Source organism: Brucella sp. 22210 (assembly GCF_052045675.1).
Lineage (GTDB): Bacteria > Pseudomonadota > Alphaproteobacteria > Rhizobiales > Rhizobiaceae > Brucella.
Genome location: NZ_JBQEPD010000021.1, coordinates 42,303 through 65,887 on the forward strand (window position 1 = coordinate 42,303; position 23,585 = coordinate 65,887).

The window sequence follows — 23,585 nt, forward strand, 5'->3', positions numbered from 1 at the left end:
TCCAACGCTCGGTCAAAACCTGCCCGTGACGTCGATGCCCGCACCATAGGCCATATCCCTGTTCACGGTGCGCGCCAGATAAGGCGTGACGCCAATACTCAAGACCTCGCTGAACGCATAAGACAAGGTGGTCGAAAGGCTGCCCCGTGTATGCGCTGCATCTGCATCGAAGCTGAGCGCGCCGATATACTCGGCGCTCGCCGTTACGCTCGGATCATCATGCAAAATATCCTGTTCGATCTCCGCATTGATCAGCCAGCGCACCCGGTCACTCAACGGCATGGCATAATTTGCCCCGAGATAGACGCCCAAGCGCCGCGATTTCACATCCGAATAGGTGAACGGAAAATAAGCGTTGGTTTCCGTGTAACCACCCATTTTCAGATCGCTGTAGCGCAGCCCCGCATAAGTGCCGAAGACAGCATTGTTGGAGAGATCGTGCGACCGTCCTGCTTCCAGCGATGCACCCCAGCCCCTGATTGTGCTCTCGCCCGTGCCCGCCTCTGTATAATCCAGCACCTGCCGCGTCCGCTCGATATCGTAGCGATTCGCAGCGACCGAACCTTGCAGATACCAGTGACCCGTTGCCGTCGGCGCGCGCCAGCGGGCATAGAAACCGCCGCCAATATTGTCATTATCCCGATCGAAACTTTCCGGCATGTCACGCCAGAAGGAATGCGCGACGGTGATGCCTGCCAGAAAATTATCAGTGAAAGCGTGCGCCATGGAAATCCAGCCAAGCGCATCGGTTGTCCCGCCCGCGCGCCCTATGTCTGCTGAAAGCGAGTAGCAGCTCTCACCCGCCTTCGCGACATCACACGAGCGCTGCAAGCGCCCCAATGTTCCACGCTGCGATTCCATCACCGAGAATGTGTCTCCAGCCAAAGCAGCGACAGTCTTCGCCGTATTGGTCACATCGACACCGACCGATTTTACAGACTGGGTCGATCCGGCGCCTGTTTGCGTTGTTTCGGAAGATTGCGCACCGGAAGACGATTCTGATTGAGCGCCAGACCCCGTTTCAGACCCGGCTGGTTGCTGTTCGGTTCCCCCCGTACCAGTCTCTGTTGTGGACGTTTCGGCAACCGACGATGCCGAGCCTTCACCCGCTGCCGAAGGTTGCGAAGCTTCCTCACCGGAAGACGACCCTGATTGAGCCCCCGCCTCTGCTCCAGACCCAGATGTCTGCTGCTCTGTTCCGCCAGAACCGGGCTCCGGTGCAGGAGTTTCGACAACTGGCGGCGTCTCCGTCTGTCCCGGGTCAGGATCTGGAGCAGGTTGCGGTGTCGAAACTGGCGGAGACGAAATCAACAGCTTCCAGACTGCGGCGTGCGAAGCGCCGGATGACAGCGTCGAGGTTCCCACAATGACAGTGCCATCTGCCGACATGGCCATGGCCGTCGACGACATGCCGCCAAGCGTTCCAAGATCAGAGGGCACGGTTGCGCCATTCGCCCAGTAAACTGCGTGCAGATTGCCGTCTGTTCCCGACGACGAGCCTGCAATGATGGAACCATCGGCGGAGATGGATGCGACGTCGGAATAATAACCGCCAAGTGTGCCGAGATCGGTCGGCGTCGTTGCGCCGGCCCTCCACGAGACGGCGTGGGTTTCGCCAAGCTCCGTATAAGATATGCCAGCGAGAACGGAGCCGTCCGCCGACAGCGAGAAAACATCGGAATAGAATCCGCCAAGCGTGCCAAGATCGACCGGCGATGATGCGCCGTCGATCCACGATGCGGCATGGATTTCGCCACCGCTGGTTTCCGACTGTCCCGCAATAACACGCCCATTGGCAGATACGACATTAGCTGCGGAATTTGAGCCGCCAAGTGTGCCCAGATCCACCGGTGTCAGCGTGCCATTCGTCCAGGAAACCGCGTGATTGGCGTTGGACCCAGATTCCGCGTAACCGACAATCACGGTTCCATCGGCGGAAACTGCCTTGGCATAAGACGTGTTGCCGTTAAGCGTCCCAAGATCGGTGGGCGACGTAGCACCATCCGTCCACTTCACCGCTCGGTTCTTGCCACCGGATGTGGTGGAATTCCCGACAATCACACTGCCATCGGCGGACGAGGCAACGGCGTCGGAAAAACTCCCACCCAGCGTGCCAAGATCGGTCGCCAGCGTCGCGCCACTCGCCCATGACACGGCATGCTGCTGGGTACCAATTGTCGCCTGACCGACGATGAATATGCCATCCGCCGACACGGCATTGACCACGGCGCTGCCGCCGCCCGACACCGACAGAACTGTCGGCGTAGCGTTTCCTCCGGTCCAGAAAACTGCCGATAATCCGCCGCCGGCCGTATAGGCCTTCCCCGCTATGACGGACCCGTCAGCTGACACGGCCGTCGCGATGGCGTCACCGGCAAGCGCACCGAAATCCAGAGACGGACCGGACCGTTCCCCTTCAGCTGCATAGGCATGACAAAAAGCAGCCGTTATCCCGAACAGAAACCCGGGAATAATCTTGAGAATCGCTTTCATAGCGACCTCTTAATTAACAATGCGAGAAAATACGAGAGTATATTTGTTATATAAATAAAACGAATACATGATACCCTCACACAAACATGTGAATTTATCATATATTCAATTTCAACTACGGCAATATCAATTGTTCCATATTAGAACACATTATTTATATTTATAATTACTTTTAAATAATGCATGCATATAAAGGTACTTTATTTCAAAGAGCATTATTGATCCGCCGAACCAAAGCTGCGCCCAAACATCTGCTCTTCCGAGCCTCTCTCCCAAAGCCGCCCATATCGCTTTGGATGCATACCAAATAACACGGGCGGAAGAGGTTGCCCTCTCCCGCCCGTCTATTCTGATGAGAACGGCTCCCGCTGACCAGAACACCGATGCCGAACGGTCATCGGCATTGGCGCACCAGTGTCTATCCGAAGCCATTCGCCTTTCGTGACAAAGCCCTAGAACTTGCCGGAAAGACCGATCATAGCGCCAAAACCGGTATCCTTGTTGACCTTGCGGTTCACGTAAGGCGTCACGCCAATGCTGACGGCATCGCTGAACGCATAGGAAACCGTGGTCGACAGGCTGCCGCGGGTGTGTGCCGCATCCGAGTCGAATTTATAGGAACCGATATAATCGGCACTCGCGGTGACGCTTGGATCCTTATGCGAAAGGTCCTGCTCGATCTCCGCATTGACAGACCAGCGCACCTTGTCGGTCAGCGCCATGCCGTAATTGGCGCCGAGATAGGCGGTTGTGCGCTGCGATTTCACATCCGAATAGGTGAACGGGAAATAGGCATTGGTTTCCGTATAACCGTCCATCTTCAGATCGTCATAACGAATGCCGCCGTAATAGCCGACAGTTGACTGATTGGCGAGATCGAAGGATTGCCCCGCTTCCAGCTGTACGCCCCAACCATTGATGGTGCTGTCACCCGTGCCTGGCTCTGTATAACCCAGAACCCGTCGCGTCCGCTTGACATCATAGCGGTTGATCGCAGCAGAACCCTGCACGTACCAGCTGCCATTGGCCGTCTGATCTCTCCAGCGGGCATAAAGACCACCGCCGAGATTGTTATCCTCGTGGTCGAAATCGCCCGGAAGATCACGCCACAGGGAGTGTGCAACGGAAAAACCTGCCGAGAAATTATCGGTAAAGGCATGACCGAGCGTCATCCAGCCGAGCATATCCTTGGAATTGCCCGCTTTGCCGATATCGGTTGAGATCGAATAGCAGCTCTCGCCCGCTTTCCAGACATCGCAGGACGTTTGCAGACGACCGAGCGTCGCGCGCTGCGATTCCATGACAGAGAAGGTGTCGTGTGCGAGCGCTGCCACCGTCTGCACCGTGTTCGTTACATCGAGAGGCACAACAACTGGAGTAGGCGTCGGGGTCGGATCGGGATTTGGCGGCGTCGGCTGGGGATTTGGATCGGGGTCAGGATCTGGCGGCGTCGGTGTAATCAACTTCCACAAAGCCAGGTGACTTTGAAGGTCAGTTTGAACTGTATCCGAATATGTCGTCCCCAATATCACCTTTCCATCCCGAGAAACTGCTGTTGCTTTGGAGTTGACCATTCCCAGCACGCCGAGATCAATCGACGTTGCTCCGCCTCCGACCCAAGCGGTCGCATGCGTGTCAGCACCTTGGCCGGCATATCCCACGATAACGGCCCCATCTCCAGAAACAGCGGCCGCTGAAGACCCATTGAGCCCAGTAACCGAAGCCAGCGCCGTGGGCGTCTCCGCGCGATCCGCCCACGATACGGCATAGGTATACCCATCGGATTTCGACGCATCGCCAACAATTGGGTTGCCGTTCGCCGACACGGCATTCGCTACACTCAATTGCCCCGCTTCCAGCACCCCCAGATCTATAGCTTGCGTCACTCCGTCAAACCAGGCCGCGGCATGCTTCACATTACCGCTGACCTCCGCCCATCCCACCAGAGCCGAGCCATTTGCTGATACAGCTTTCAAATACGAGCTCGTTCCTCCCAGCGGCTGCAGATCGTTCGCTGTGGTGGAACCATTGACCCAAGATACGGCATGGGTGGGATGCGGCCCAATTCCGAATATCTCTTCGTTTCCGCCAATCACTTTGCCGTCATCGGAAACAGCTATAGCCTCGGTAGCATTATTGGGGCTCACTGCGCCAAGCTCAATTGGGGTCGTGGATCCACCCACCCATTGCACCCCGCGATTGGTGGGAGTGCCGGTGGAAGTCCCAATAATAACTGAACCGTCTTGAGAAACCGCGGAAGCAGCAGCAGTCGTATCTCCCGGAACCATATCGAGTTCAATCGCATTCGGCGAACCAGCCATCCATTTTACGGGACGTGTCGCATTGGCACCAGCCGTTACAGCGGCCGACCCCACAGCAACAGTTCCGTTCGCGGACAATGCCTTAATCTGAATGTGCCCGTATCCCAAATCTCCAAGTGTAATCGGAGCCATACTGCCCGCAGCCCACCACAGTGCGTGATTGGTCGCTCCCACACCCGTGTATCCTACGATCACAGAACCATCGGCAGACATGGCCACCGGTACAGTGCTACCGAAAGCACCATCAAAACCGCCAGCCACTGTGCTCGCATCATAATCGTCCGCCATCGCCAAGCTGGAACAACAGAAAAGAGCGGATGTTCCAAGCAAAATTCGAAGTACTATTTTCATACTCATTATATAAATCATCCTTTATAATATATCATTAATATACATTATAATTACTTCGATAAAATTTGCTTTTTTATAAACTAATTTCGAATATATTGTATTTCAATCTATTTTAATCCCATTTTCTGGAGTAATTTATCACATCGTTTAATTCTTATAATATTCATATACGGCTTATCATAAGAATGATGCACCGTTATCGCTTGTACCCAGCCGTATCTAATCGAAGATAAAATCTCCCAAATTGCGTACGTTTAAAAGAACGCCAAATTTTTTGCTGCATCGTCACGGCCAAGCATCGCTGCGCGAACACCCTGCTCACGAAGCAGTACAACACTAACAAATTGCTTTGAGGAAGAAGGCTATATGTATCAATGGAAGAATAGTCGATGAGACCGATAGAGTGCCAAGTTATGCATCATCGTCACAGAGAAAATCGAAGGAAACACCATGTCGGACTGTGTTCAGACGTTACGCACAAACCGCCAAACGACAGATGATCTGATTCTTCATGAACCCACCTCCACCCCATGCAGTCGAAGATCGAAGAAAAAATAACCCGGTTGCATATTTCACTTGCCGGTCTGAATGACCGCAAATACACATATCGATGAACAAAGCCCGCCAATCCGATAAAAATTTGTTGTCTGATAAGAGCATGACGACCCTCGGCAACGGATTTATATTTGAGACTGACGGATATGGCCTGCAGAGCAGGCCTAGAACAATGATAACATACGTTAAAATCTGAAATACTAAGGGCTTATGTCTGGACGGATATCCAGCCCATTTTCCGTAGCTCTATATACTATTGAACGCCGCTATAGGCGCTCAACAACTTTAACACTTCCGTACCACGGCCACATGACATGATATGACAAACGCGACGGTGATTCTCCCACAACCACCGAATTTGTCTTGGTTCAATTCGGAGCGCGCTTTTAAGACAGTAGCTTAAAGCTTATAAAAATCCTTGATCTGATCCCAGGCTTCGTCTGCTGTTTCGACGAAGTTCAGAAGCTCAATATCGGCAGGCGAAATTGTGCCCTGCTCGGCCAGAAACTCGATATTGATCGCCTTGGTCCAGAATTCCTTGCCGAACAGGATCAATGGCATCCGTTCCATACGGTTGGTCTGGATCAGCGTCATTGCTTCAAACAGTTCATCCATCGTGCCGAAGCCGCCTGGAAACACGCAGATCGCCTTGGCGCGCATCAGGAAGTGCATTTTGCGGATCGCGAAATAATGGAAGTTGAAGCAGAGCTCCGGCGTCACATAGGGGTTCGGCGCCTGCTCGTGCGGCAGCACGATGTTGAGGCCGATGGTTGGCGCACCGACATCCGCCGCACCACGATTGCCCGCTTCCATCACGCCCGGACCACCGCCCGTCACCACGATGAATTCGCGATAATAGGTCGTGGCGGAATATTCCGAGCACAGGCGGGCAAATTTGCGCGCTTCCTCGTAATAATGTGAATTGGCTTCGAGGTTCTTTTTCTGCACCTCGTTCTTGGCCGCCCATGCCTCGCCGCCCGGCTCTGGAATGCGCGCGCCACCAAACATCACCACCGTCGATTTAATACCGCGGTCGGCAAGGATCAGCTCCGGCTTGAGAAGTTCGAGTTGCAGGCGCACAGGGCGCAGGTCGCGACGCGTCAGAAAATCGTCATCCGTAAAGGCAAGGCGATAAGCAGGCGCTTCCGTCTGGGGTGTTTGCGGTACAGTTTTCGCCTGCTTGATCGCTTCCTCGGAATTCGGGAACGGCGTCCAGCCGGACTTCTCCATCGGGTTCATGCTTCTCACCTGCTCCTTACAACCTGTTACCAAATCCATTCTGGCGCTAAATGCTTAATCTGTCTCAAACATGTCGAACATTGTTCGAGAATGGGCCAAGAGAATGCAATTGCGCCGCGATCTACATTGACCCATTTGGCGCCTTCGCTTAATCACTTTCATGACAATCGGCCGGACCAAGCGCCCGGTCTGCCATCCGCTGCCCATTCACGGAGACTGCACCCCATGACCAAGCCAGACCTCGCCTCCCTTGAGAAGACCATCGACAAGGCTTTTGACGAGCGCGACGGTGTCAATACGGCAACCCGCGGCGAGATCCGCGATGCCGTTGAACAGTCGCTTATCCTGCTCGATCGCGGTGAGGCCCGTGTCGCAGAAAAACAGGCGGACGGCAACTGGCAAGTCAATCAATGGCTGAAGAAAGCCGTGCTGCTCTCCTTCCGTCTCAACCCGATGGAAGTCATCAAGGGCGGCCCCGGCCAGTCCTCCTGGTGGGACAAGGTGCCATCCAAGTTCGACGGCTGGACTGCCAATGAGTTCGAAAAGGCCGGCTTCCGCGCCGTGCCGAACTGCGTCGTGCGCCATTCGGCCTATATCGCACCAAATGCTATCCTGATGCCGTCTTTCGTCAATCTCGGCGCTTATGTCGATGAAGGCACCATGGTTGACACCTGGGCCACCGTCGGCTCCTGCGCACAGATCGGCAAGCATGTGCATTTGTCCGGCGGCGTCGGTATTGGCGGCGTTCTGGAACCGATGCAGGCCGGTCCGACCATCATCGAAGACAATTGCTTCATCGGCGCGCGTTCGGAAGTCGTCGAAGGCTGCATCGTGCGTGAAGGTTCGGTGCTTGGCATGGGCGTGTTCATCGGCAAGTCGACCAAGATCGTCGACCGCGCCACCGGCGAAGTGTTCTATGGTGAAGTTCCGCCCTACTCGGTGGTCGTTGCAGGCACCATGCCCGGCAAGAACGTACCCGGCGAAAACTGGGGCCCGAGCCTCTATTGCGCCGTGATCGTCAAGCGCGTCGATGAAAAGACCCGCTCGAAGACCTCGATCAACGAATTGCTCCGCGACTGACGCCTTGCAACGCTGACAGGCAACAAAAAGGCGAAGCACGAGCTTCGCCTTTTTCATTTATGGACCGCTTGATGCGATCGATCCTTGAATCAATCGCTCCCTTCGGATGGCACGAAGCCTCTGGTCCGGGCATGTGTCCGGGGAGACTTCGCAGCCATCCTCCGGGGAGATTCTATGCTATCGAACTCTTAGTTCTCAAAGCTGGAAGGCGAGGCATCGCCGAAGCGATGGGCCGAACCATCCTGATAAACCGGGGTCGACTGACGAATGGTCGCAGTTGCGGTGTAATCGACATTGCCCTTCGTGCTGAAGATCGGGCCGGAATTGGGTTGCTGGAAAGCCTTTTCCTGAGCGACCTGAGATTCAGGCATGCCCACATAAGGATTTTCAGCATAGGCAGCACCGGCACTAAGAGCGACTGCAAGGGCAGCAAGAGCGAACTTTTTCATTTTCGTATTCCTTTGCATCCTGTCCCCTTCCGCGGCATCTGGCCGTTCAAGCCTTTTTCAGGCATCAGGGACTTCGAGGTTGAACTTAATAAGCCTTTGCGGCTTTCCCCTCCGGCATCCGGCAGATCTTCAAGACCCGATCCGACAACACCTTCGGGATGGCATGCTATGCAGAAGGCCATTAGCCCTGATTGGCATCGCCAAAACGATTGGCCGAGCCATCGCGGTAAACCGGAGTGCTGATCGCTGCAGGCGCCGTGTAGTCAACGGATTGCGATGCAACCGGGGTACGGTCGTTTGCATAGAGATTTTCAGGTTCACCAACGCGTGGGTTTTCAGCGAAAGCGGCACCAGCAGTCAAAGCAAGGGCAGCAGCGGCAAGAACAAGCTTCTTCATTATTTCAATCTCCTAATAAAACGGAGCGACGTATCAATTCGTCGTTCCCATGCATCTGAAATGGGTGACAGTGGTGAAAAGTTCCAGTCACGAAAATGTTGTCTGGATCACAGCTTTGTGCGTGTTCGTTGATCAGATCGTTGCTAACGACACGAAAAATGTAAATAAAAAAATAATTATACCGCTCTAAAGATGATCACGTATGTATTACAGCCGTTAATTTGTTCAGCAAACCTGAACAGTCTGTCTAGGGTTATTGTATAATAAACGTGAACAATGACGGCATTGTCCGCTATCCGCTTCAAGACCGGCAAAGCCAGCGCAACAAAAAAGCCGCATCAAGGATGCGGCTTTTCAGAAGACAGATTTGGGGAACGCCCCCTCGGCTCGCTATCAGTTATTCGCGACGGCAACCGAACGACCGGCAATGGAAACCCACTGGCCGGAATTGGCTGGCGACTGCATCTTGATATAACGATAGGACGTCTTTTCCACCGGCAGCACATCATCGCGCAGGTTGTCGAGAATATAATCGCCGTGATCAGTACGGGCGGTGAGCACAATATGCGCCTCACTGCCCTGCACCATGGTGATGAGAAGTTGCGACGCACTCATGCCGCGCGCCATCAACTGCGCACGCTTCATCAGAACGTAATCCTCGCAATCGCCCTTGCCGTTGACCGGAATGGTCCAGTAATCGCGCTTGCCGTAATTATCCTGATCGGAAACGGGCTTGATACGGTGATTGACGGAGCTGCTTACGCTCTGCAGGAGCTTCATGCGCTGTGGAGTGAGCTGCATCGGCGGCAACACGCTATGGCCACGGCAATCGCGAGGATTGCGTCCGCAATAGTCCTTGTGTCCGTAAGGGATGCTTGTCAGTCCGCCCGCTTCACTCCACTGTGCAGCCTTTGCTGGAACCATCGTTGCTCCGAAGAGCGCCATCATGCCTGCTACAGTTGTGGTGATTAAACGCATGCACAGTTTCCCATTATTCAAGAAAGGTTCCCGCTGACCGGCCCGTTTCCCGGGTCTCGTTATCAACTCTTTTTTAACTAACGATGACAGAGGCCCTCCGGTCAAGAAAATTTCGTTCTCAAATTGCAACCAGTTTGGAAAAGCGCATGAAGACTGAATTTTCAGGCATGGTTACGACCAACGGTTTGTGGTTCCATCCGGACGCATCCCGATCTAGTCTCACTCTCCAGACGATTCTTGAGTAAGAAGCCGACATCATGAGCCTAGCAGTCAATCCCGCCGAAAATCTTGCCGCCCTCATCCGCTGCCCATCCGTAACGCCCGCCGAAGGCGGCGCGCTGACGGCACTGGAAGCGATGCTGAAACCCATGGGCTTTTCCGTTGAACGGCCCGTCTTCAGCGAAGACGGCACGCCTGACATCGAAAACCTCTATGCCCGCAAATCCGGCAACGGACCGCATCTGATGTTTGCCGGCCATACGGATGTCGTCCCGCCCGGCGATGAAAACGACTGGAAGCACCCGCCCTTCTCCGCCGCCATCGAAGACGGCGTCATGTATGGACGCGGCGCTGTGGACATGAAGGGCGGCGTCGCCTGTTTTGTCGCCGCTGTGGCCCGCCATGTAGAAAAGCATGGCAGCCTGAAGGGCAGCGTCTCTTTCCTCATCACCGGCGACGAAGAAGGCCCTGCGGTCAACGGCACTGTAAAACTGCTCGACTGGGCAAAGCAGCGCGGCGAAAGCTGGGACGCTTCGATTGTCGGTGAGCCGACCAATCCCAACGCGCTTGGCGACATGATCAAGATTGGTCGTCGTGGCTCGCTTTCCGGCACGATCACCGTTCACGGTGTGCAGGGTCATGCGGCCTATCCGCATCTGGCGGAAAATCCGGTGCGCGGCATCACCACGCTGGTGGACAGCCTGCTTTACCCGGCGTTCGATCAGGGCACTGCCGATTTTCAGGCCAGCAATCTGGAAGTCACCACCATCGACGTAGGCAACAAGGCCACCAATGTCATCCCGAACAAGGCCACGGCCTCGTTCAATATTCGCTTCAACGACACATGGACGGCGGAAAGCCTGCAAGCCGAAATCCGCGCGCGCCTCGAAAAGGCCGCCCGCGACAATCGCCTGCGCCCCGGCCGCGAAACGCCGATCAGCTATGAGCTGACGTGGCGCGAAAGCCCAAGCCATGTCTTCCTGACCCGCGACGAGAAACTGATTGGCACGCTGACGGCCTCTGTCGAGGCGGTGACCGGCAAGCGGCCAGAGCTGTCGACCTCCGGTGGCACGTCGGATGCGCGTTTCATCAAGGATTATTGCCCGGTGGTGGAATTCGGCCTTGTGGGCCAGACCATGCACATGGTCGATGAACGCGTGGCCCTTGCCGACCTCGAAGGGCTGACACAGATTTATGAGCGTTTCATCGCTGATTTCTTTGGGTAACGCATAGGCCCGGAAAGCTGCATGACTTTTCGGACTGGATAATGCGAAACATTGGGGAGCCCATGCCGAGCCTGGACGATATTTACCGATATTTCCTGGGTGTCTGGAAAATGATGCTCGGTCGCCGCGACGGTCTCGATTATCTCGACATATCCGCCGAAGGTTTCTGGTCTTCCTTTTTCGCGATAGCGGTGGCTCTGCCACCGCTTTTTGCCAGCTGGGTGGCCTATGCCGCCGATCTTACCGCCGGGCGCGAGGAAGCGGGCATCCGCTTTGCCATCGTCACGAGGGCGGCCTTCGTCGATATTGCAGCATGGGTGGTGCCGCTTGCCCTCATCGGCATGCTGGCCAAACGGATCGGCATCGTCAAACGCTATGCAGCCTATGTGATCGCCACCAATTGGGGCAGTGCGCTTCTGGCCTGGGTCTTTGCCCCGATCACTCTGCTACAGCTGTTCTTTCCGGGACGCTTCGATGTCGCGACGCTTTTCGCGTTCATCATGTTCGGCGCTTCAATTGTGCTGAGTTATCGGCTGACCTTTGTGGCGCTGCAACGCCCCCACGCTTTCGCGGCACCGTTCTTCGCCTGCGTCTTCTTCGGCTCGCTTTTCCTCACCGTGCTGCTTCAGCAGATATTCGGCATCGGCTTCGACCCGCACGCTTATTAAAACGGAAAAGCGTAATCGACGCCGATCAGATAAAGACCGTAAGGCGGCGCAACCTGACCGCACGCCTTGCGGTCGCGTGCTTCAAGCGCTGCCTGCAAATCATCCGCCGTCCAGCGACCGACGCCCACTTCCATCAGGCTGCCTGCAAAGGAGCGCACCTGATTGTGCAGGAAAGAGCGCGCCGAAACCCGCATTTCGATGATCTCGCCATCCCGCGTGATATCGAGCCGGTCGAGCGTCTTGACCGGGCTTTTGGCCTGGCACTGCGTGGCGCGAAAGGTCGTGAAATCGTGCTCGCCCAGAAGCAGTTGCGCCGCTTCGTGCATCGCCTCATGATCAAGGCGCTTTTGCACCCACCATGCGCGCCGATAATCGACGGCCAGCGGCGCACGGCGATTGTGAAAGCGATAGAGATAATGTCGTCCCTGCGCGGAAAAACGCGCATCGAAACTGTCGGTGGTCTTCTCGACGTTAAGGATGCTCACGCGCTCATTGGCCATGACCAGATGCGCGTTGACCGCATCGCGCACTTTGCCCGCACCCCAATCCTTGGTCAGATCGACATGCGCAACCTGCGCCGTCGCGTGCACGCCTGCATCGGTGCGGCCCGCCGCGCTTAGCGCCAGATCCTCGCCGCAGAATTTCTTGAACGCCTGCTCGATAGCGCCCTGCACGGTGTGGCCGTTTTCCTGACGCTGCCAGCCCGCATAGGGGGTGCCGTCATATTCGACCAGAAGCCTGTAGCGCGGCACGGGCCTACAAAACCTTCGTAACCGTCGCGCCGCGCAGAAATTCCTGCGCAGGCAATGACTTGCCGCCCGAACGCTGCAAGGTGACGAGCCGCACAGCACCCTCGCCGCAGGCAACCGTCAGCCGGTCGTCCAGCACGGCACCCGCCGCACCGGAGCCTTCGCCCAACGTCGACCGCTGAAGTTTCACACGCTCGACAGCGCCATTGATTTCCATCTCGCACCATGAACCCGGAAAAGGCGCAAGGCCCCGAATGACATTGTGCACATCACGGGCAGGCTTCGACCAGTCAATGCGTGCTTCGGCCTTGTCGATCTTGGCGGCATAGGTGACGCCCTCTTCGGCCTGCGGCTGCAATGTCAGGCTTTCGCGCTCAAGCGCGCCCAGCGCCCGTACCATCAGGTCGGCGCCGATCATGCTCAGGCGATCATGCAATTCGCCCGCCGTCATATCCGGCGTGATCGCTACTTTTTCAGCCATGGCGACCGGACCTGTATCAAGCCCCTCGTCCATCTTCATGATCATCATGCCGGTTTCGCTATCGCCCGACATGATAGCCCGCTGGATAGGCGCGGCACCGCGCCAGCGCGGCAGAAGTGAGGCATGGCCATTATAACAGCCAAGCCGCGGCGCATCGAGGATGGCCTTGGGCAGAAGCAAACCATAGGCGACGACGATGGCGACATCGGCCTCGAGGCTCGCAAAAACTTCCTGCTCTTCCGCACCCTTGAGGCTCTTCGGCGTGAAGACGGGAATACCGAACTGCTCGGCCTTTTCATGGACAGGCGACTTGGTCAGTTCCAGCCCTCTGCGCCCTGCCGGACGCGGCGGCTGCGAATAGACGGCCACCACATCATAGCCCTGCCCGATAATGGCGGTCAGGATCGGCACGGAAAAATCCGGCGTGCCCATGAAGACAATACGCATCTAAAGAGCCTTTTTCGACGCCCGCTGGCTGGCGAGCTTCTTGAACTTCTTGATGACCATATCGCGCTTCAGCTTGGAAATATGATCGATGAAGAGCACACCGTTGAGATGATCGATCTCGTGCTGCAGGCAGGTGGCCATCAGGCCATCGGCTTCCATTGCGTGCGGCTTGCCATCGGCATCGAAATATTTGACCTGAATGGCAGCTGGCCGTTCCACTTCCGCATAATAATCCGGAATGGACAGACAACCTTCTTCATAGGTGCTGACTTCATCCGTCACGCCGACGATCTCGGGATTGATGAAGACATGCGGCGCTTTTTCCTCGCCTTCCTTGGCAAGGTCGATGACGAGCATGCGGATCGGCTCGCCAACCTGAATGGCGGCGAGGCCAATGCCCGGCGCGTCATACATGGTGTCGAACATGTCGCCGGCAAATTTGCGCAGCTGATCGTCAAAGCGCTCCACTGGCTTGGAAACCAGGCGCAAGACAGGATCGGGAAGGATGACAAGCGGTTTTACTGACATGCGCTTCACGTAATCGCTTGTGACAGAATCGTCAATTGCGCTTTGCAAAATGTTCTTGTTTTGATCTCATCAAGGCCTTACGAATCAGCTAAGCTTGTCGCATGGAAAACCAGAACCTCTTGAATGAGCCGCTTTTGCAGCTCGGCGCCACATCGCTCACGCTGGGAGATATTCTTCTGGCTGGCATTGTGGTGGTGGTGCTTTGCCTCGTCATTTTCCTGATCGCCGCAACGCGCTCTGCGCGCCTGCGCGCCGTTGCCGAAGCACAGGCCGAAGATCGCGCTCGCGACGCCGAATATCGCATGGCGGAAATCCTGAAAGCACAGGCAGAGATGCAGGGCCGCATGCAGACCATGGCGGAGGTTTTCGGCTCACGACAGGCAGAGTTGAACCAGTCGATCCGCGAACGGCTCGACGGCATGACGCATCGCATAGGCCAGACCATGACCGAGCAGACCCGCTCGACCCATGAAAATCTTGCCAAATTGCAGGAGCGTCTGGCCGTCATCGACACGGCACAGAACAATATCCAGTCGCTCGCCGGACAGGTGGTGCAGTTGCAGGCGATCCTCGCCAACAAGCAGACGCGCGGCGCTTTCGGCCAGTCACGTATGGAAGCGATCATTGCCGACGGTTTGCCACAAGGCGCTTATGAATTTCAGGCAACACTGTCCAACGGCACCCGTCCCGACTGCCTCGTGCGCATGCCCAACAAAGCGCCCTCGCTGGTGATCGACGCCAAGTTTCCGCTCGAAGCTTGGAACGCCATGCGTGAGAAGGAGCATCCGGACGCCCGCAAAGCTGCCGTTGTGCAGTTCCGCCGCGACATGGAAATCCATATCAAGGATGTTTCGGACAAATATCTGATCCCCGGCGAAACGCAGGACACGGCTTTCCTGTTCGTGCCCTCGGAGTCGATCTTTGCCGATATTCACGAGCATTTCGAAGCGCTGATCCAGCGCGCGCACCGGGCGCGGATTGTGATCGTTTCACCATCGCTGCTGATGCTGTCGATACAGGTCATTCAGGCGATCCTGAAAGACGCCCGCATGCGCGAACAGGCGCATGTCATTCAGGGCGAAGTAATCCGTCTGATGGAAGATGTGGGCCGCCTCGACGAACGCGTGCGCAAGCTGCAAACCCACTTTGTGCAGGCCAACAAGGATATTGACGATATTCTGGTGTCGTCCAACAAGGTCACCCGGCGCGGCGCGAAAATCGAAGCACTGGAATTTGGCGAAAAGCCTGCCGAGGAAACGCCCCGGCCGCAACCAAGACCAGCGGAAAGCGCGCCCACCCAGATGCGCCTGCGCGTGGTGGATGAGGACTGATTACAGTCAGCTTAAAGCGCCGCTGTTTCCCACATTTGAGAAGTTTCCAAGCGGCACCTCCTCCAGAGATCATCGAAGGATCGACGCGCGCGGGAAATGCCAGTCTTACCGGCCCCTACTCTGGACTTGTCGAGGGATAGAAGGGGCTGGACAGCAGAGCTGTCCTCTCAGGGTTTCGCTGGTCGATCTGAATGACCGAGATCGCGTTCCGGCCAGACCAGATCGCGCACCCGCTGTTTGAGAACCTTGGCTTCCGGAAAACCGCCGTCGCGCTTGCGTTCCCAGATAAGCTCTTCGTTGCCATCTGGCATCAGCACACGGATTTCAAAAATTCCGCCAGTCCCCGGACGCAATGCGACCTCCGCCAGATCCTGTCCGAAAGTCTGCAACAGTTCCTGCGCCATCCACGCAGCGCGCAACAGCCAATTGCATTGGGTGCAGTAGGTGATGGAGAGACTTGGCGCTTCAACCTGATCCATCATACTCTCTTATTACAAACCACACGTAATATTTGCCCAGCCTTCTCAAATTTCACCAAATCATGTGGAAGCTCAGGCGTTCCACTCGGAAATTTTCCCATGCAGCTATCCCACTTCTCAATATAGCTCTTTGAGATCGCCCACACTTTTTGGCGGTCTTTTTTCTCCAACCGCCAATAATTTCGTTTTAATGCATTGTCTTCTCTTGCAGGAAATCTGCTTAACTTTTCGACAAAAGGAAAGCTCTCATTGGGGAATTCTTCAGGAACTTTCTCTGCTGAATTGTGCAGGACTACAATATAAACCTGCTTCGCCTGTTCTTCAAAGAACGGAAAATGTCGCTCCAGCCACTGCCATGATTCTCTTTCCAAACGTAGCTTGTCGTCCTTCGAACCTCGCCAAGCCTGCAAGAGAAATTCAAACAAAAACTTCCCAAACTCAAACATCTTTCGGCCACCTTACGTCATGCCCAAATATGAAAGGAGACGCAAAGCACCTCTTTACTTGAAATAAACTAGCAAAATTAATTAAACGTATTATATCAATCATCGCCCATCTTGAGCGCCTGAATAAAGGCCTCTTGCGGGATTTCGACCTTGCCGAACTGACGCATGCGCTTCTTGCCTTCCTTCTGCTTTTCCAGAAGTTTGCGCTTACGCGTCACGTCGCCGCCGTAGCACTTCGCCGTCACGTCCTTGCGCAGCGCCGAGATGGTCTCGCGCGCCACGATGCGGCCGCCGATAGCCGCCTGAATCGGAATCTTGAACATGTGCTGCGGGATCAGCTCTTTCAGCTTCTCGCAAAGCGCACGGCCGCGCTTTTCCGCAGCCGTTCGGTGAACCAGCATCGACAGCGCATCGACCGGCTCTTCGTTCACGAGGATCGACATCTTGACCAGATCGCCCTCACGATATTCCGAGAGGTTATAGTCGAACGAGGCATAGCCCTTCGAGATCGACTTCAGGCGGTCGTAGAAATCGAAAACCACTTCGTTGAGCGGCAGTTCGTAGGTGATCATGGCGCGCGGGCCGACATAGGTGAGGTCCACCTGAATGCCGCGGCGATCCTGACACAGCTTCATGATCGCGCCGAGATAGTCATCGGGCGTCATGATGGTCGCCTTGATCCAGGGCTCTTCAATGGCCGAGATCTTCACCACATCCGGCATATCAGCCGGGTTGTGCAGTTCCTTCTGCGAGCCGTCGATCATGTTCAGGCGATAGACAACTGAAGGGGCCGTCGTGATGAGGTCGAGATTGAACTCGCGCTCAAGACGTTCCTGAATGATTTCCAGATGCAGCAAGCCGAGGAAGCCGCAACGGAAGCCGAAACCGAGCGCTGCCGAGGTTTCCATTTCGAACGAGAACGAAGCGTCGTTGAGGCGCAGCTTGCCCATAGCGCCGCGCAGATCTTCAAAATCCGCTGCATCAACCGGGAACAGGCCGCAGAACACCACCGGCTGCGCAGGCTTGAAGCCGGCCAGCATTTTTTCGGTCGGGCGGCGATCATCGGTGATCGTATCGCCGACGCGCGTATCGGCCACTTCCTTGATGGAAGCGGTGATAAAGCCAAGCTCACCCGGGCCGAGTTCGTCCATCTGAACCATTTTCGGCGTAAACACACCAGTGCGTTCCACCGGATATTTCGCGCCCGTGCCCATCATGCGAATGGTCTGGCCCTTCTTGAGCACGCCGTCGATGACGCGCACCAGAACGATAACGCCGAGATAGGAATCGTACCAGCTATCGACCAGCATGGCCTTGAGCGGCGCATTGCGGTCGCCTTCCTTCGGCGCGGGCAGCTGGGTGACGATGGCTTCCAGCACGTCTTCGATGCCAATGCCCGTCTTGGCGGAAATATGCACGGCCTGCGACGCATCGATGCCAATGACTTCCTCGATCTGCTGCTTGACGCGCTCAGGCTCGGCAGCGGGCAGATCGATCTTGTTCAGCACGACCACGATTTCATGGTTGTTGTCGATGGCCTGATAGACATTGGCCAGCGTCTGCGCTTCCACGCCCTGGGAAGCATCCACCACGAGCAGCGAACCTTCGCATGCCGCCAGCGAACGCGAGACTTCATAAGCGAAGTCGACATGTCCGGGGGTGTCGATCAGGTTCAGCACATAATCTTCGCCGTTCTTCGCCTTATAGGTGAGACGGACGGTCTGCGCCTTGATGGTGATGCCGCGCTCGCGCTCGATATCCATCGAGTCGAGAACCTGATCCTTCATCTCGCGCGTATCCAAACCGCCAGTCAATTGAATGAGGCGGTCGGCCAGCGTCGATTTGCCATGATCGATATGGGCGACGATCGAAAAATTGCGAATATGGTCAAGTGGTGTGCTCATGCGCGCGATTTAACAGCAAGCAGCGGAATCTCAAAGCTCTATTGCGCTTTAATTACGGGAAAAAGCCCCGCTATCATGATCGTGACAACAAGTCCCCTTTGCCTTGTGGCAAAAAGGCGATAAATCACCGGCAATACAGACGCATTGCGGCTGCTGCTCGCAAGCGGCCCAACTGGCTTTCATGCAGGAGTTTAGGATGAAGACCGAACCGAACGAAGTCCACAACAGGCCGAAACTGGTCACCGTTTTCGGCGGCTCCGGCTTTGTCGGGCGCGCGGTCGTAGCAAGTCTCACCAAGCGTGGCTATCGTGTGCGCGTTGCCGTGCGCAAGCCTGAAGTGGCTTATTACATGGCTCCGCTCGGCAATGTCGGGCAGATCCAGATGGTGCAGGCCAATGTCCGCAATCGCGCTTCGGTCGAGCTGGTCGTCAAGGGTTCCGACCATGTCGTGAACCTCGTCGGCATTCTCGCAGAAAGCGGTCGCCAGCGTTTCAACACGGTTCAGGTGCTGGGCGCGAAGAACATTGCCGAAGCCGCCAAGGCCGCCGGCATTCCGATGACCCACATTTCGTCGCTCGCTGCCGATGTAAACTCGGCTTCGGATTATGCCCGCACCAAGGCTGAAGGCGAAAACGCCGTTCTCGCCGTGCTGCCGGAAAGCGTTATCCTGCGTCCGTCGATCATTTTCGGCCACGAAGACCGCTTCTTCAACCGCTTTGCCAATATGGCGCGCTTCTCGCCCTTCCTGCCGGTCATCGGCGGCGGCGAAACGAAGCTTCAGCCGGTCTATGTCGGCGATGTCGCGGAAGCTGTTGCCCGCGCCGTTGATGGCAAGCTGATGCCGGGCGGCGTCTATGAACTCGGCGGCCCGGATGTGCAGCCGTTCAAGAACTGGATGAAGGACATGCTGCGCGTCGTCGACCGCAAGCGCGTTCTCATTTCGCTGCCTTGGTGGGTCGCCCGCCTGCAGGCTTCGGTTCTTAGCCTGCTGCCGAACCCGCCGATCACCAACGATCAGGTGACGCTCCTGAAATCCGACAATGTCGTTTCGGAAGCAGCCATCAAGGAAGGCCGCACGTTGCAGGGCATGGGCATTACGCCGGAAGGCGTCGACGCCGTGCTGCCAGCCTATCTCTGGCGCTACCGCGTGGCCGGTCAGTACACCAAGACCGGTTTTGCGTGAGATATCGATAGTCGGAAATGAATAAGGGGCCTCGCGGCCCCTTTTTTTGTTCTGCTTTTATGCTCCGAAGCTCTGTCAGGATTTTCGTTCTGTCGAGGCGAAAATGGTGGTTTTCGAGAACCGGAGCGGAGTGTACTTAAGGGTACATGAGCACCGGAAGCGCAGAAAAACGCCATTTGCAGACCGACAGTGCGGAAATAATGGCGGAGCGTTAGCCCCAGATCAGAAGGGCGGCTAGCCCCGCCGAACCGACGATAAGACGCCACCAGGCAAAGAGCTTGAAGCCATGGCGCGAGACATAGTCGAGCAGATAGCGCACGACGAACACACCCGAGATGAAAGCCATCACGAAGCCAACGGCAATCAACGCGCCATCATTCATCGTGAGCATGTCGCGGCTCTTGTAGAGATCGTAGGCGAAGGCCCCGGCCATGGTCGGCATGGCGAGGAAGAACGAGAATTCAGCAGCCGACCGCTTGTCCGCACCCAGCAGCAGCGAACCGACAATCGTGGAACCCGAACGCGACACGCCGGGGATCATGGCGAGGCACTGGATGAAGCCGATGGCAAGGCACATTGGCAGCGGATAATCCATCACATCATGATAGCGCGGCTTCAGATTGAGCTGGTCGACCCAGAGGAGGATTAGACCGCCGACAATCAACATAATGCAGACAAGGATCGGCGTTTCGAAGAGCACGCTCTTGATGAAACCATGCGCAGCCGCGCCGATCACCGCCGCAGGCAGGAAGGCGACCAGAATACCGAAGACAAAATGACGCGTGCGCGCATCGCGCGGAAAATCTGTCAGAAGCTTCAGCAATTTCGCCGAATAAACGGTCAGAATGGCCAGAATAGCGCCAAGCTGGATCAGCACCTCGAACGTCTTTCCTGTGGATTCAAATCCCAGAAAATGCCCGACCAGCAACAAATGCCCGGTGGAAGAAACCGGGATAAACTCGGTCAAACCTTCGATGAGACCGAGAAACGCGGCTTCCAGCAGATTAAAAATATCCATGAAGTCAGTACCTTAGAATGGTTGGCACGATGATGGCATCTGAACCGGCTCGCATTAGCGGCTGTGGCGACTAAAACGGGCACTTCCAGCGATTGCTTGTCTCCCGCAAACATAGGTCTTATAGACTTTATATTCCGTTGAGGCGGCGTCGAATCGCTTGGCAGCAGAAATAGCCTGCTGCATGGGCAAACGCCAGCCGCCGTACCAATCTCCGGACGTTCAATTCAAGCTGTGTCAGTCGAGAGTACCGCGTCGATCATGCTTACGCTGTTTCATCATCCCATGTCTTCAGGCTCACGTTATGTGCGGCTTATCCTCGGCGAATATGGCGTGGAAGCGGAACTGATCGAGGAAAGGCCGTGGTCCCGCCGCAAGGAATTTCTGGCGCTGAACCCCGCCGCGACCTTGCCCGTACTGTTGGCGGAAAACGACCTGCCGGTCGTAGGTGCAACAGTGATCGCCGAATATCTCGACGAAACGCGGGGTGCATTGAAGCGCAGCCGTCGTCTCCTGCCGGAAAGCCCGATGGAGCGCGCCGAAGTGCGCCGCCTCGTGGACTGGTTCCTGCTGAAATTCGAAAACGAAGTCACCCGCCACATCACGCGCGAGCGCGTTTATAAATTACAGATGGCGGCTGAAATGGGCGGCAGCGCGCCGGATTCGACCGCGATCCGCGCCGCGCGCACCAATATTCGCCAGCATATGAAATATATCGACTGGCTGGCCGCCACCCGCGACTGGCTGGCAGGCGCGCATCCAAGCTATGCCGACATGGCCGCCGCTGCTGCGGTTTCCGCACTCGACTATCTCGGCGAAATCGAATGGGGCGAAACCCGTGCCGCGCGCGACTGGTATGCCCGCATGAAGTCGCGTCCCGCTTTCCGCCCGCTTCTGTCCGATCGCGTGCGCGGGCTTGCCCCGGTGGCCCATTATGGCGACCTCGACTTCTAATTCGAAGACCGAGAAGCTGAAGCGCTTCCTCATCGAAGAAGCCAAAGCCGTGGGCTTCGACGCTGTCGCCTTCACCACACCGGATGCCATTCCGCGAGCGCCTGAACGCCTGCGGCAATATCTTGCCGATGGCCATCACGCCGATATGCTCTGGATGGAAGAGACCGAAGAACGCCGGGCCAATCCCGGCGTGCTCTGGCCGGAAGTTCGTTCCATCATGATGCTGGCCATGAATTACGGGCCGGATACCAACCCGCTGGCGATACTTGATCAGAAGGATCGTGCAGCCATATCGGTCTATGCGCAGAACCGCGATTATCACGACATCATCAAGGGCAAGCTGAAGCATGTGGCGAGCCGCTTTGCCGCGCGCGCCGGGCAGGACGTCAAGGTATTCGTCGATACCGCGCCTGTCATGGAAAAACCGTTGGCGGAAGCCGCCGGACTTGGCTGGCAGGGTAAGCACACCAATCTGGTCAGCCGTGAGCTTGGTTCTTGGCTGTTCCTCGGCTCGATATTCACCACAGCGGAAATCGCGCCGGATGAGCCGGATCACGATCATTGCGGCTCCTGCCGCGCCTGTCTCGATGCTTGCCCCACCAAGGCCTTTCCAGCGCCCTACCGTATCGATGCAGGCCGCTGCATTTCCTATCTCACCATTGAGAACAAGGGCCCTATTCCGGCGGAGTTTCGCAAGGCCATGGGCAACCGCATCTATGGTTGCGACGACTGCCTTTCGGTCTGTCCGTGGAATAAATTCGCGCAGGCAACCAGCGAAATGAAGCTGAAGGCGCGCGACGATCTGAAAGCGCCGCGTCTCGGCGACCTGCTGGCGCTTGATGATCCGGCGTTTCGTGCGCTTTTTTCCGGTTCGCCAATCAAGCGGATCGGGCGCGACCGCTTCATCCGCAACGTGCTGATCGCAGCGGGCAATTCGGGCGATGCAACGCTGTTGCCGCAAATCGAGGTTCTGCTTGGCGATGCCGCGCCTGTCGTGCGCGGGGCGGCGGTCTGGGCCTTGAAGCAGTTGGCCGAGCCGAGCCATGTCGATGCCTTGCAAAAACGTCTGGCCTCCGTGGAAGAGGATGCTACGGTGCAGAAAGAGTGGAATACGGAGACAGTCTGACATGCGCATTTTCCTGTTCGGAGCCGGATATTCGGCACAAGCCTTTGCCAAGCGGATGACGGGAGAAGTAGAGCGCATTGACGGGACAACCCGGCACGAGCAAAAATTCCCAACTCTTGAGAAATCCGGCATTTCGCCGGTTTTGTTCGATGGTGAAACGCCCTCGCCCGAACTTCTGGAGCGACTTGCCAAGGCAACCCATGTGGTGATTTCGATTGCGCCCGGCGAAGCGGGCGACCCGGCGCTTGCATGGGTCGAAGAAGCGCTGCGCCGTCCCGACAATACGATTCGCTGGATCGGCTATCTCTCGACCGTCGGTGTTTATGGCGATCACAAGGGCGCATGGGTGGATGAAACCACGCCCTGCAAGCCGGTTTCGCGCCGCAGCCTCGAACGTGTCGAGGCGGAACAGGCCTGGACAAGCCTGAGCGAGAGGCACGGAACGCCGCTGGCGATCTTGCGGCTGTCCGGCATTTATGGCCCGGGTCGCAATGCTTTCGTCAATCTGGAGCGCGGCACGGCGCGACGTCTCGTCAAGCAGGATCAGGTTTTCAACCGCATCCATGTGGAAGACATTGCCGGCGCTTTGCGCTTTCTCGCGGGCACCGATACGGGCGGTATTTTCAACATTACCGATAATGAACCATCGCCACCGCAGGATGTCGTTGCCTATGCGGCGGAACTGATGGGCGTCACACCGCCGCCGGAAGTGGCCTTCGAAGACGCGGAGCTGACACCGATGGCGCGCTCCTTCTATGGCGAGAACAAGCGCGTCTCCAATCAGCGCATTCAGGCACTGGGCTACACATTCGCCTATCCCGACTACAAGACCGCCTTTTCGGCCATGTGGAAGGACGGAGACTGGCGCTGATTGCACGCGTGCACCCCTTCGGGTAAAACGCCCTGACGCAAATTCCAAACCGGGACATAACGATGGGTAACAGCAAGTCAGCAGATAAATAAGCC

General features: G+C 56.5%; 22 protein-coding genes. 8 read left to right on the forward strand and 14 right to left on the reverse strand.

Annotated features, from left to right (window positions below; all coding sequences use genetic code 11):
- Window positions 1–12 precede the first annotated feature (12 nt).
- The 4 genes from ACTJKP_RS20110 to ACTJKP_RS20125 form a co-directional block, all read right to left on the reverse strand.
- Complete coding sequence (locus ACTJKP_RS20110) at window positions 13–2,493, reverse strand: autotransporter domain-containing protein (RefSeq protein WP_440631918.1); 2,481 nt, start codon at window positions 2,491–2,493, stop codon at window positions 13–15.
- Between the two features lie 150 nt (window positions 2,494–2,643).
- Complete coding sequence (locus tag ACTJKP_RS20115) at window positions 2,644–2,925, reverse strand: hypothetical protein (protein WP_440631919.1); 282 nt, start codon at window positions 2,923–2,925, stop codon at window positions 2,644–2,646.
- A 20-nt stretch (window positions 2,926–2,945) separates the two neighbouring features.
- Complete coding sequence (locus ACTJKP_RS20120; protein ID WP_440631920.1) at window positions 2,946–5,102, reverse strand: autotransporter domain-containing protein; 2,157 nt, start codon at window positions 5,100–5,102, stop codon at window positions 2,946–2,948.
- A gap of 1,017 nt (window positions 5,103–6,119) precedes the next feature.
- Complete coding sequence (locus tag ACTJKP_RS20125; RefSeq protein ID WP_113534782.1) at window positions 6,120–6,959, reverse strand: LOG family protein; 840 nt, start codon at window positions 6,957–6,959, stop codon at window positions 6,120–6,122.
- Window positions 6,960–7,184: 225 nt separating this feature from the next.
- On the opposite strand from ACTJKP_RS20125, the gene dapD reads away from it, so the two are divergent.
- Window positions 7,185–8,039: a 2,3,4,5-tetrahydropyridine-2,6-dicarboxylate N-succinyltransferase gene (gene dapD, locus ACTJKP_RS20130; RefSeq protein ID WP_078339922.1), complete on the forward strand. Its 855-nt coding sequence runs from the start codon at window positions 7,185–7,187 to the stop codon at window positions 8,037–8,039.
- Between the two features lie 188 nt (window positions 8,040–8,227).
- On the opposite strand, the gene ACTJKP_RS20135 is transcribed toward dapD, so the two are convergent.
- The 3 genes from ACTJKP_RS20135 to ACTJKP_RS20145 form a co-directional block, all read right to left on the reverse strand.
- A complete protein-coding gene (locus ACTJKP_RS20135) occupies window positions 8,228–8,488 on the reverse strand; it encodes a hypothetical protein (RefSeq protein ID WP_078339921.1) in 261 nt (86 codons plus the stop codon).
- A gap of 181 nt (window positions 8,489–8,669) precedes the next feature.
- Window positions 8,670–8,885, reverse strand: coding sequence for a hypothetical protein (locus tag ACTJKP_RS20140; protein WP_440631921.1), 216 nt, complete (start codon window positions 8,883–8,885; stop codon window positions 8,670–8,672).
- A 393-nt stretch (window positions 8,886–9,278) separates the two neighbouring features.
- Window positions 9,279–9,830: a transglutaminase-like cysteine peptidase gene (locus ACTJKP_RS20145; protein WP_113534811.1), complete on the reverse strand. Its 552-nt coding sequence runs from the start codon at window positions 9,828–9,830 to the stop codon at window positions 9,279–9,281.
- Window positions 9,831–10,120: 290 nt separating this feature from the next.
- Between ACTJKP_RS20145 and dapE the strand changes: the two genes are divergently transcribed.
- Entirely contained in the window at window positions 10,121–11,308 is a 1,188-nt protein-coding gene (dapE, locus tag ACTJKP_RS20150; protein WP_078339919.1) for a succinyl-diaminopimelate desuccinylase, read from the forward strand.
- A 62-nt stretch (window positions 11,309–11,370) separates the two neighbouring features.
- Complete coding sequence (locus ACTJKP_RS20155) at window positions 11,371–11,976, forward strand: hypothetical protein (protein WP_440631922.1); 606 nt, start codon at window positions 11,371–11,373, stop codon at window positions 11,974–11,976.
- On the opposite strand, the gene truA is transcribed toward ACTJKP_RS20155, so the two are convergent.
- The 3 genes from truA to def are packed head-to-tail and all read right to left on the reverse strand — an operon-like array spanning window position 11,973 to window position 14,181.
- Complete coding sequence (gene truA, locus ACTJKP_RS20160) at window positions 11,973–12,728, reverse strand: tRNA pseudouridine(38-40) synthase TruA (protein ID WP_440631923.1); 756 nt, start codon at window positions 12,726–12,728, stop codon at window positions 11,973–11,975. The two genes, ACTJKP_RS20155 and truA, sit on opposite strands and share 4 nt — an antisense overlap.
- Before the next feature lie 4 nt (window positions 12,729–12,732).
- Window positions 12,733–13,653 carry a methionyl-tRNA formyltransferase gene (fmt, locus tag ACTJKP_RS20165; RefSeq protein ID WP_440631924.1) on the reverse strand — a complete coding sequence of 307 codons (921 nt, stop codon included), beginning with the start codon at window positions 13,651–13,653 and terminating at the stop codon, window positions 12,733–12,735.
- On the reverse strand, window positions 13,654–14,181 hold the full coding sequence (def, locus tag ACTJKP_RS20170) for a peptide deformylase (protein ID WP_078339914.1): 528 nt from the start codon (window positions 14,179–14,181) through the stop codon (window positions 13,654–13,656).
- 101 nt (window positions 14,182–14,282) lie between these two features.
- Between def and ACTJKP_RS20175 the strand changes: the two genes are divergently transcribed.
- Window positions 14,283–15,512, forward strand: a complete 1,230-nt coding sequence (locus ACTJKP_RS20175; protein ID WP_440631925.1) for a DNA recombination protein RmuC — start codon at window positions 14,283–14,285, stop codon at window positions 15,510–15,512.
- A gap of 167 nt (window positions 15,513–15,679) precedes the next feature.
- On the opposite strand, the gene ACTJKP_RS20180 is transcribed toward ACTJKP_RS20175, so the two are convergent.
- The 3 genes from ACTJKP_RS20180 to lepA all read right to left on the reverse strand — a co-directional run bounded on the left by ACTJKP_RS20180 (window position 15,680) and on the right by lepA (window position 18,341).
- On the reverse strand, window positions 15,680–15,991 hold the full coding sequence (locus ACTJKP_RS20180; RefSeq protein ID WP_440631926.1) for a SelT/SelW/SelH family protein: 312 nt from the start codon (window positions 15,989–15,991) through the stop codon (window positions 15,680–15,682).
- Window positions 15,991–16,437 carry a hypothetical protein gene (locus ACTJKP_RS20185; RefSeq protein WP_440631927.1) on the reverse strand — a complete coding sequence of 149 codons (447 nt, stop codon included), beginning with the start codon at window positions 16,435–16,437 and terminating at the stop codon, window positions 15,991–15,993. Before ACTJKP_RS20185 ends, ACTJKP_RS20180 begins: the two co-directional genes overlap by 1 nt.
- A gap of 95 nt (window positions 16,438–16,532) precedes the next feature.
- Entirely contained in the window at window positions 16,533–18,341 is a 1,809-nt protein-coding gene (lepA, locus tag ACTJKP_RS20190; protein WP_078339911.1) for a translation elongation factor 4, read from the reverse strand.
- Between the two features lie 196 nt (window positions 18,342–18,537).
- Here lepA and ACTJKP_RS20195 point away from each other — a divergent pair, with 196 nt between their 5' ends.
- Entirely contained in the window at window positions 18,538–19,524 is a 987-nt protein-coding gene (locus ACTJKP_RS20195; RefSeq protein ID WP_440631928.1) for a complex I NDUFA9 subunit family protein, read from the forward strand.
- A gap of 211 nt (window positions 19,525–19,735) precedes the next feature.
- Here the strand turns inward: ACTJKP_RS20195 and ACTJKP_RS20200 are convergent, their stop codons facing one another.
- Window positions 19,736–20,542, reverse strand: coding sequence for an undecaprenyl-diphosphate phosphatase (locus ACTJKP_RS20200; protein ID WP_440631929.1), 807 nt, complete (start codon window positions 20,540–20,542; stop codon window positions 19,736–19,738).
- A gap of 258 nt (window positions 20,543–20,800) precedes the next feature.
- On the opposite strand from ACTJKP_RS20200, the gene ACTJKP_RS20205 reads away from it, so the two are divergent.
- From ACTJKP_RS20205 to ACTJKP_RS20215, 3 genes are read left to right on the forward strand one after another with little or no spacing between them, the layout of a single operon-like run.
- The gene (locus ACTJKP_RS20205; protein WP_078339908.1) at window positions 20,801–21,493 is read left to right on the forward strand and encodes a glutathione S-transferase family protein; all 693 of its coding nucleotides are present in this window, start codon (window positions 20,801–20,803) and stop codon (window positions 21,491–21,493) included.
- The gene (queG, locus tag ACTJKP_RS20210) at window positions 21,474–22,619 is read left to right on the forward strand and encodes a tRNA epoxyqueuosine(34) reductase QueG (protein ID WP_440631930.1); all 1,146 of its coding nucleotides are present in this window, start codon (window positions 21,474–21,476) and stop codon (window positions 22,617–22,619) included. The genes ACTJKP_RS20205 and queG overlap by 20 nt, the downstream gene beginning before the upstream one ends.
- Window position 22,620: 1 nt before the next feature.
- Window positions 22,621–23,490 carry an SDR family oxidoreductase gene (locus ACTJKP_RS20215; protein ID WP_440631931.1) on the forward strand — a complete coding sequence of 290 codons (870 nt, stop codon included), beginning with the start codon at window positions 22,621–22,623 and terminating at the stop codon, window positions 23,488–23,490.
- The last annotated feature ends 95 nt before the right edge of the window (window positions 23,491–23,585 follow it).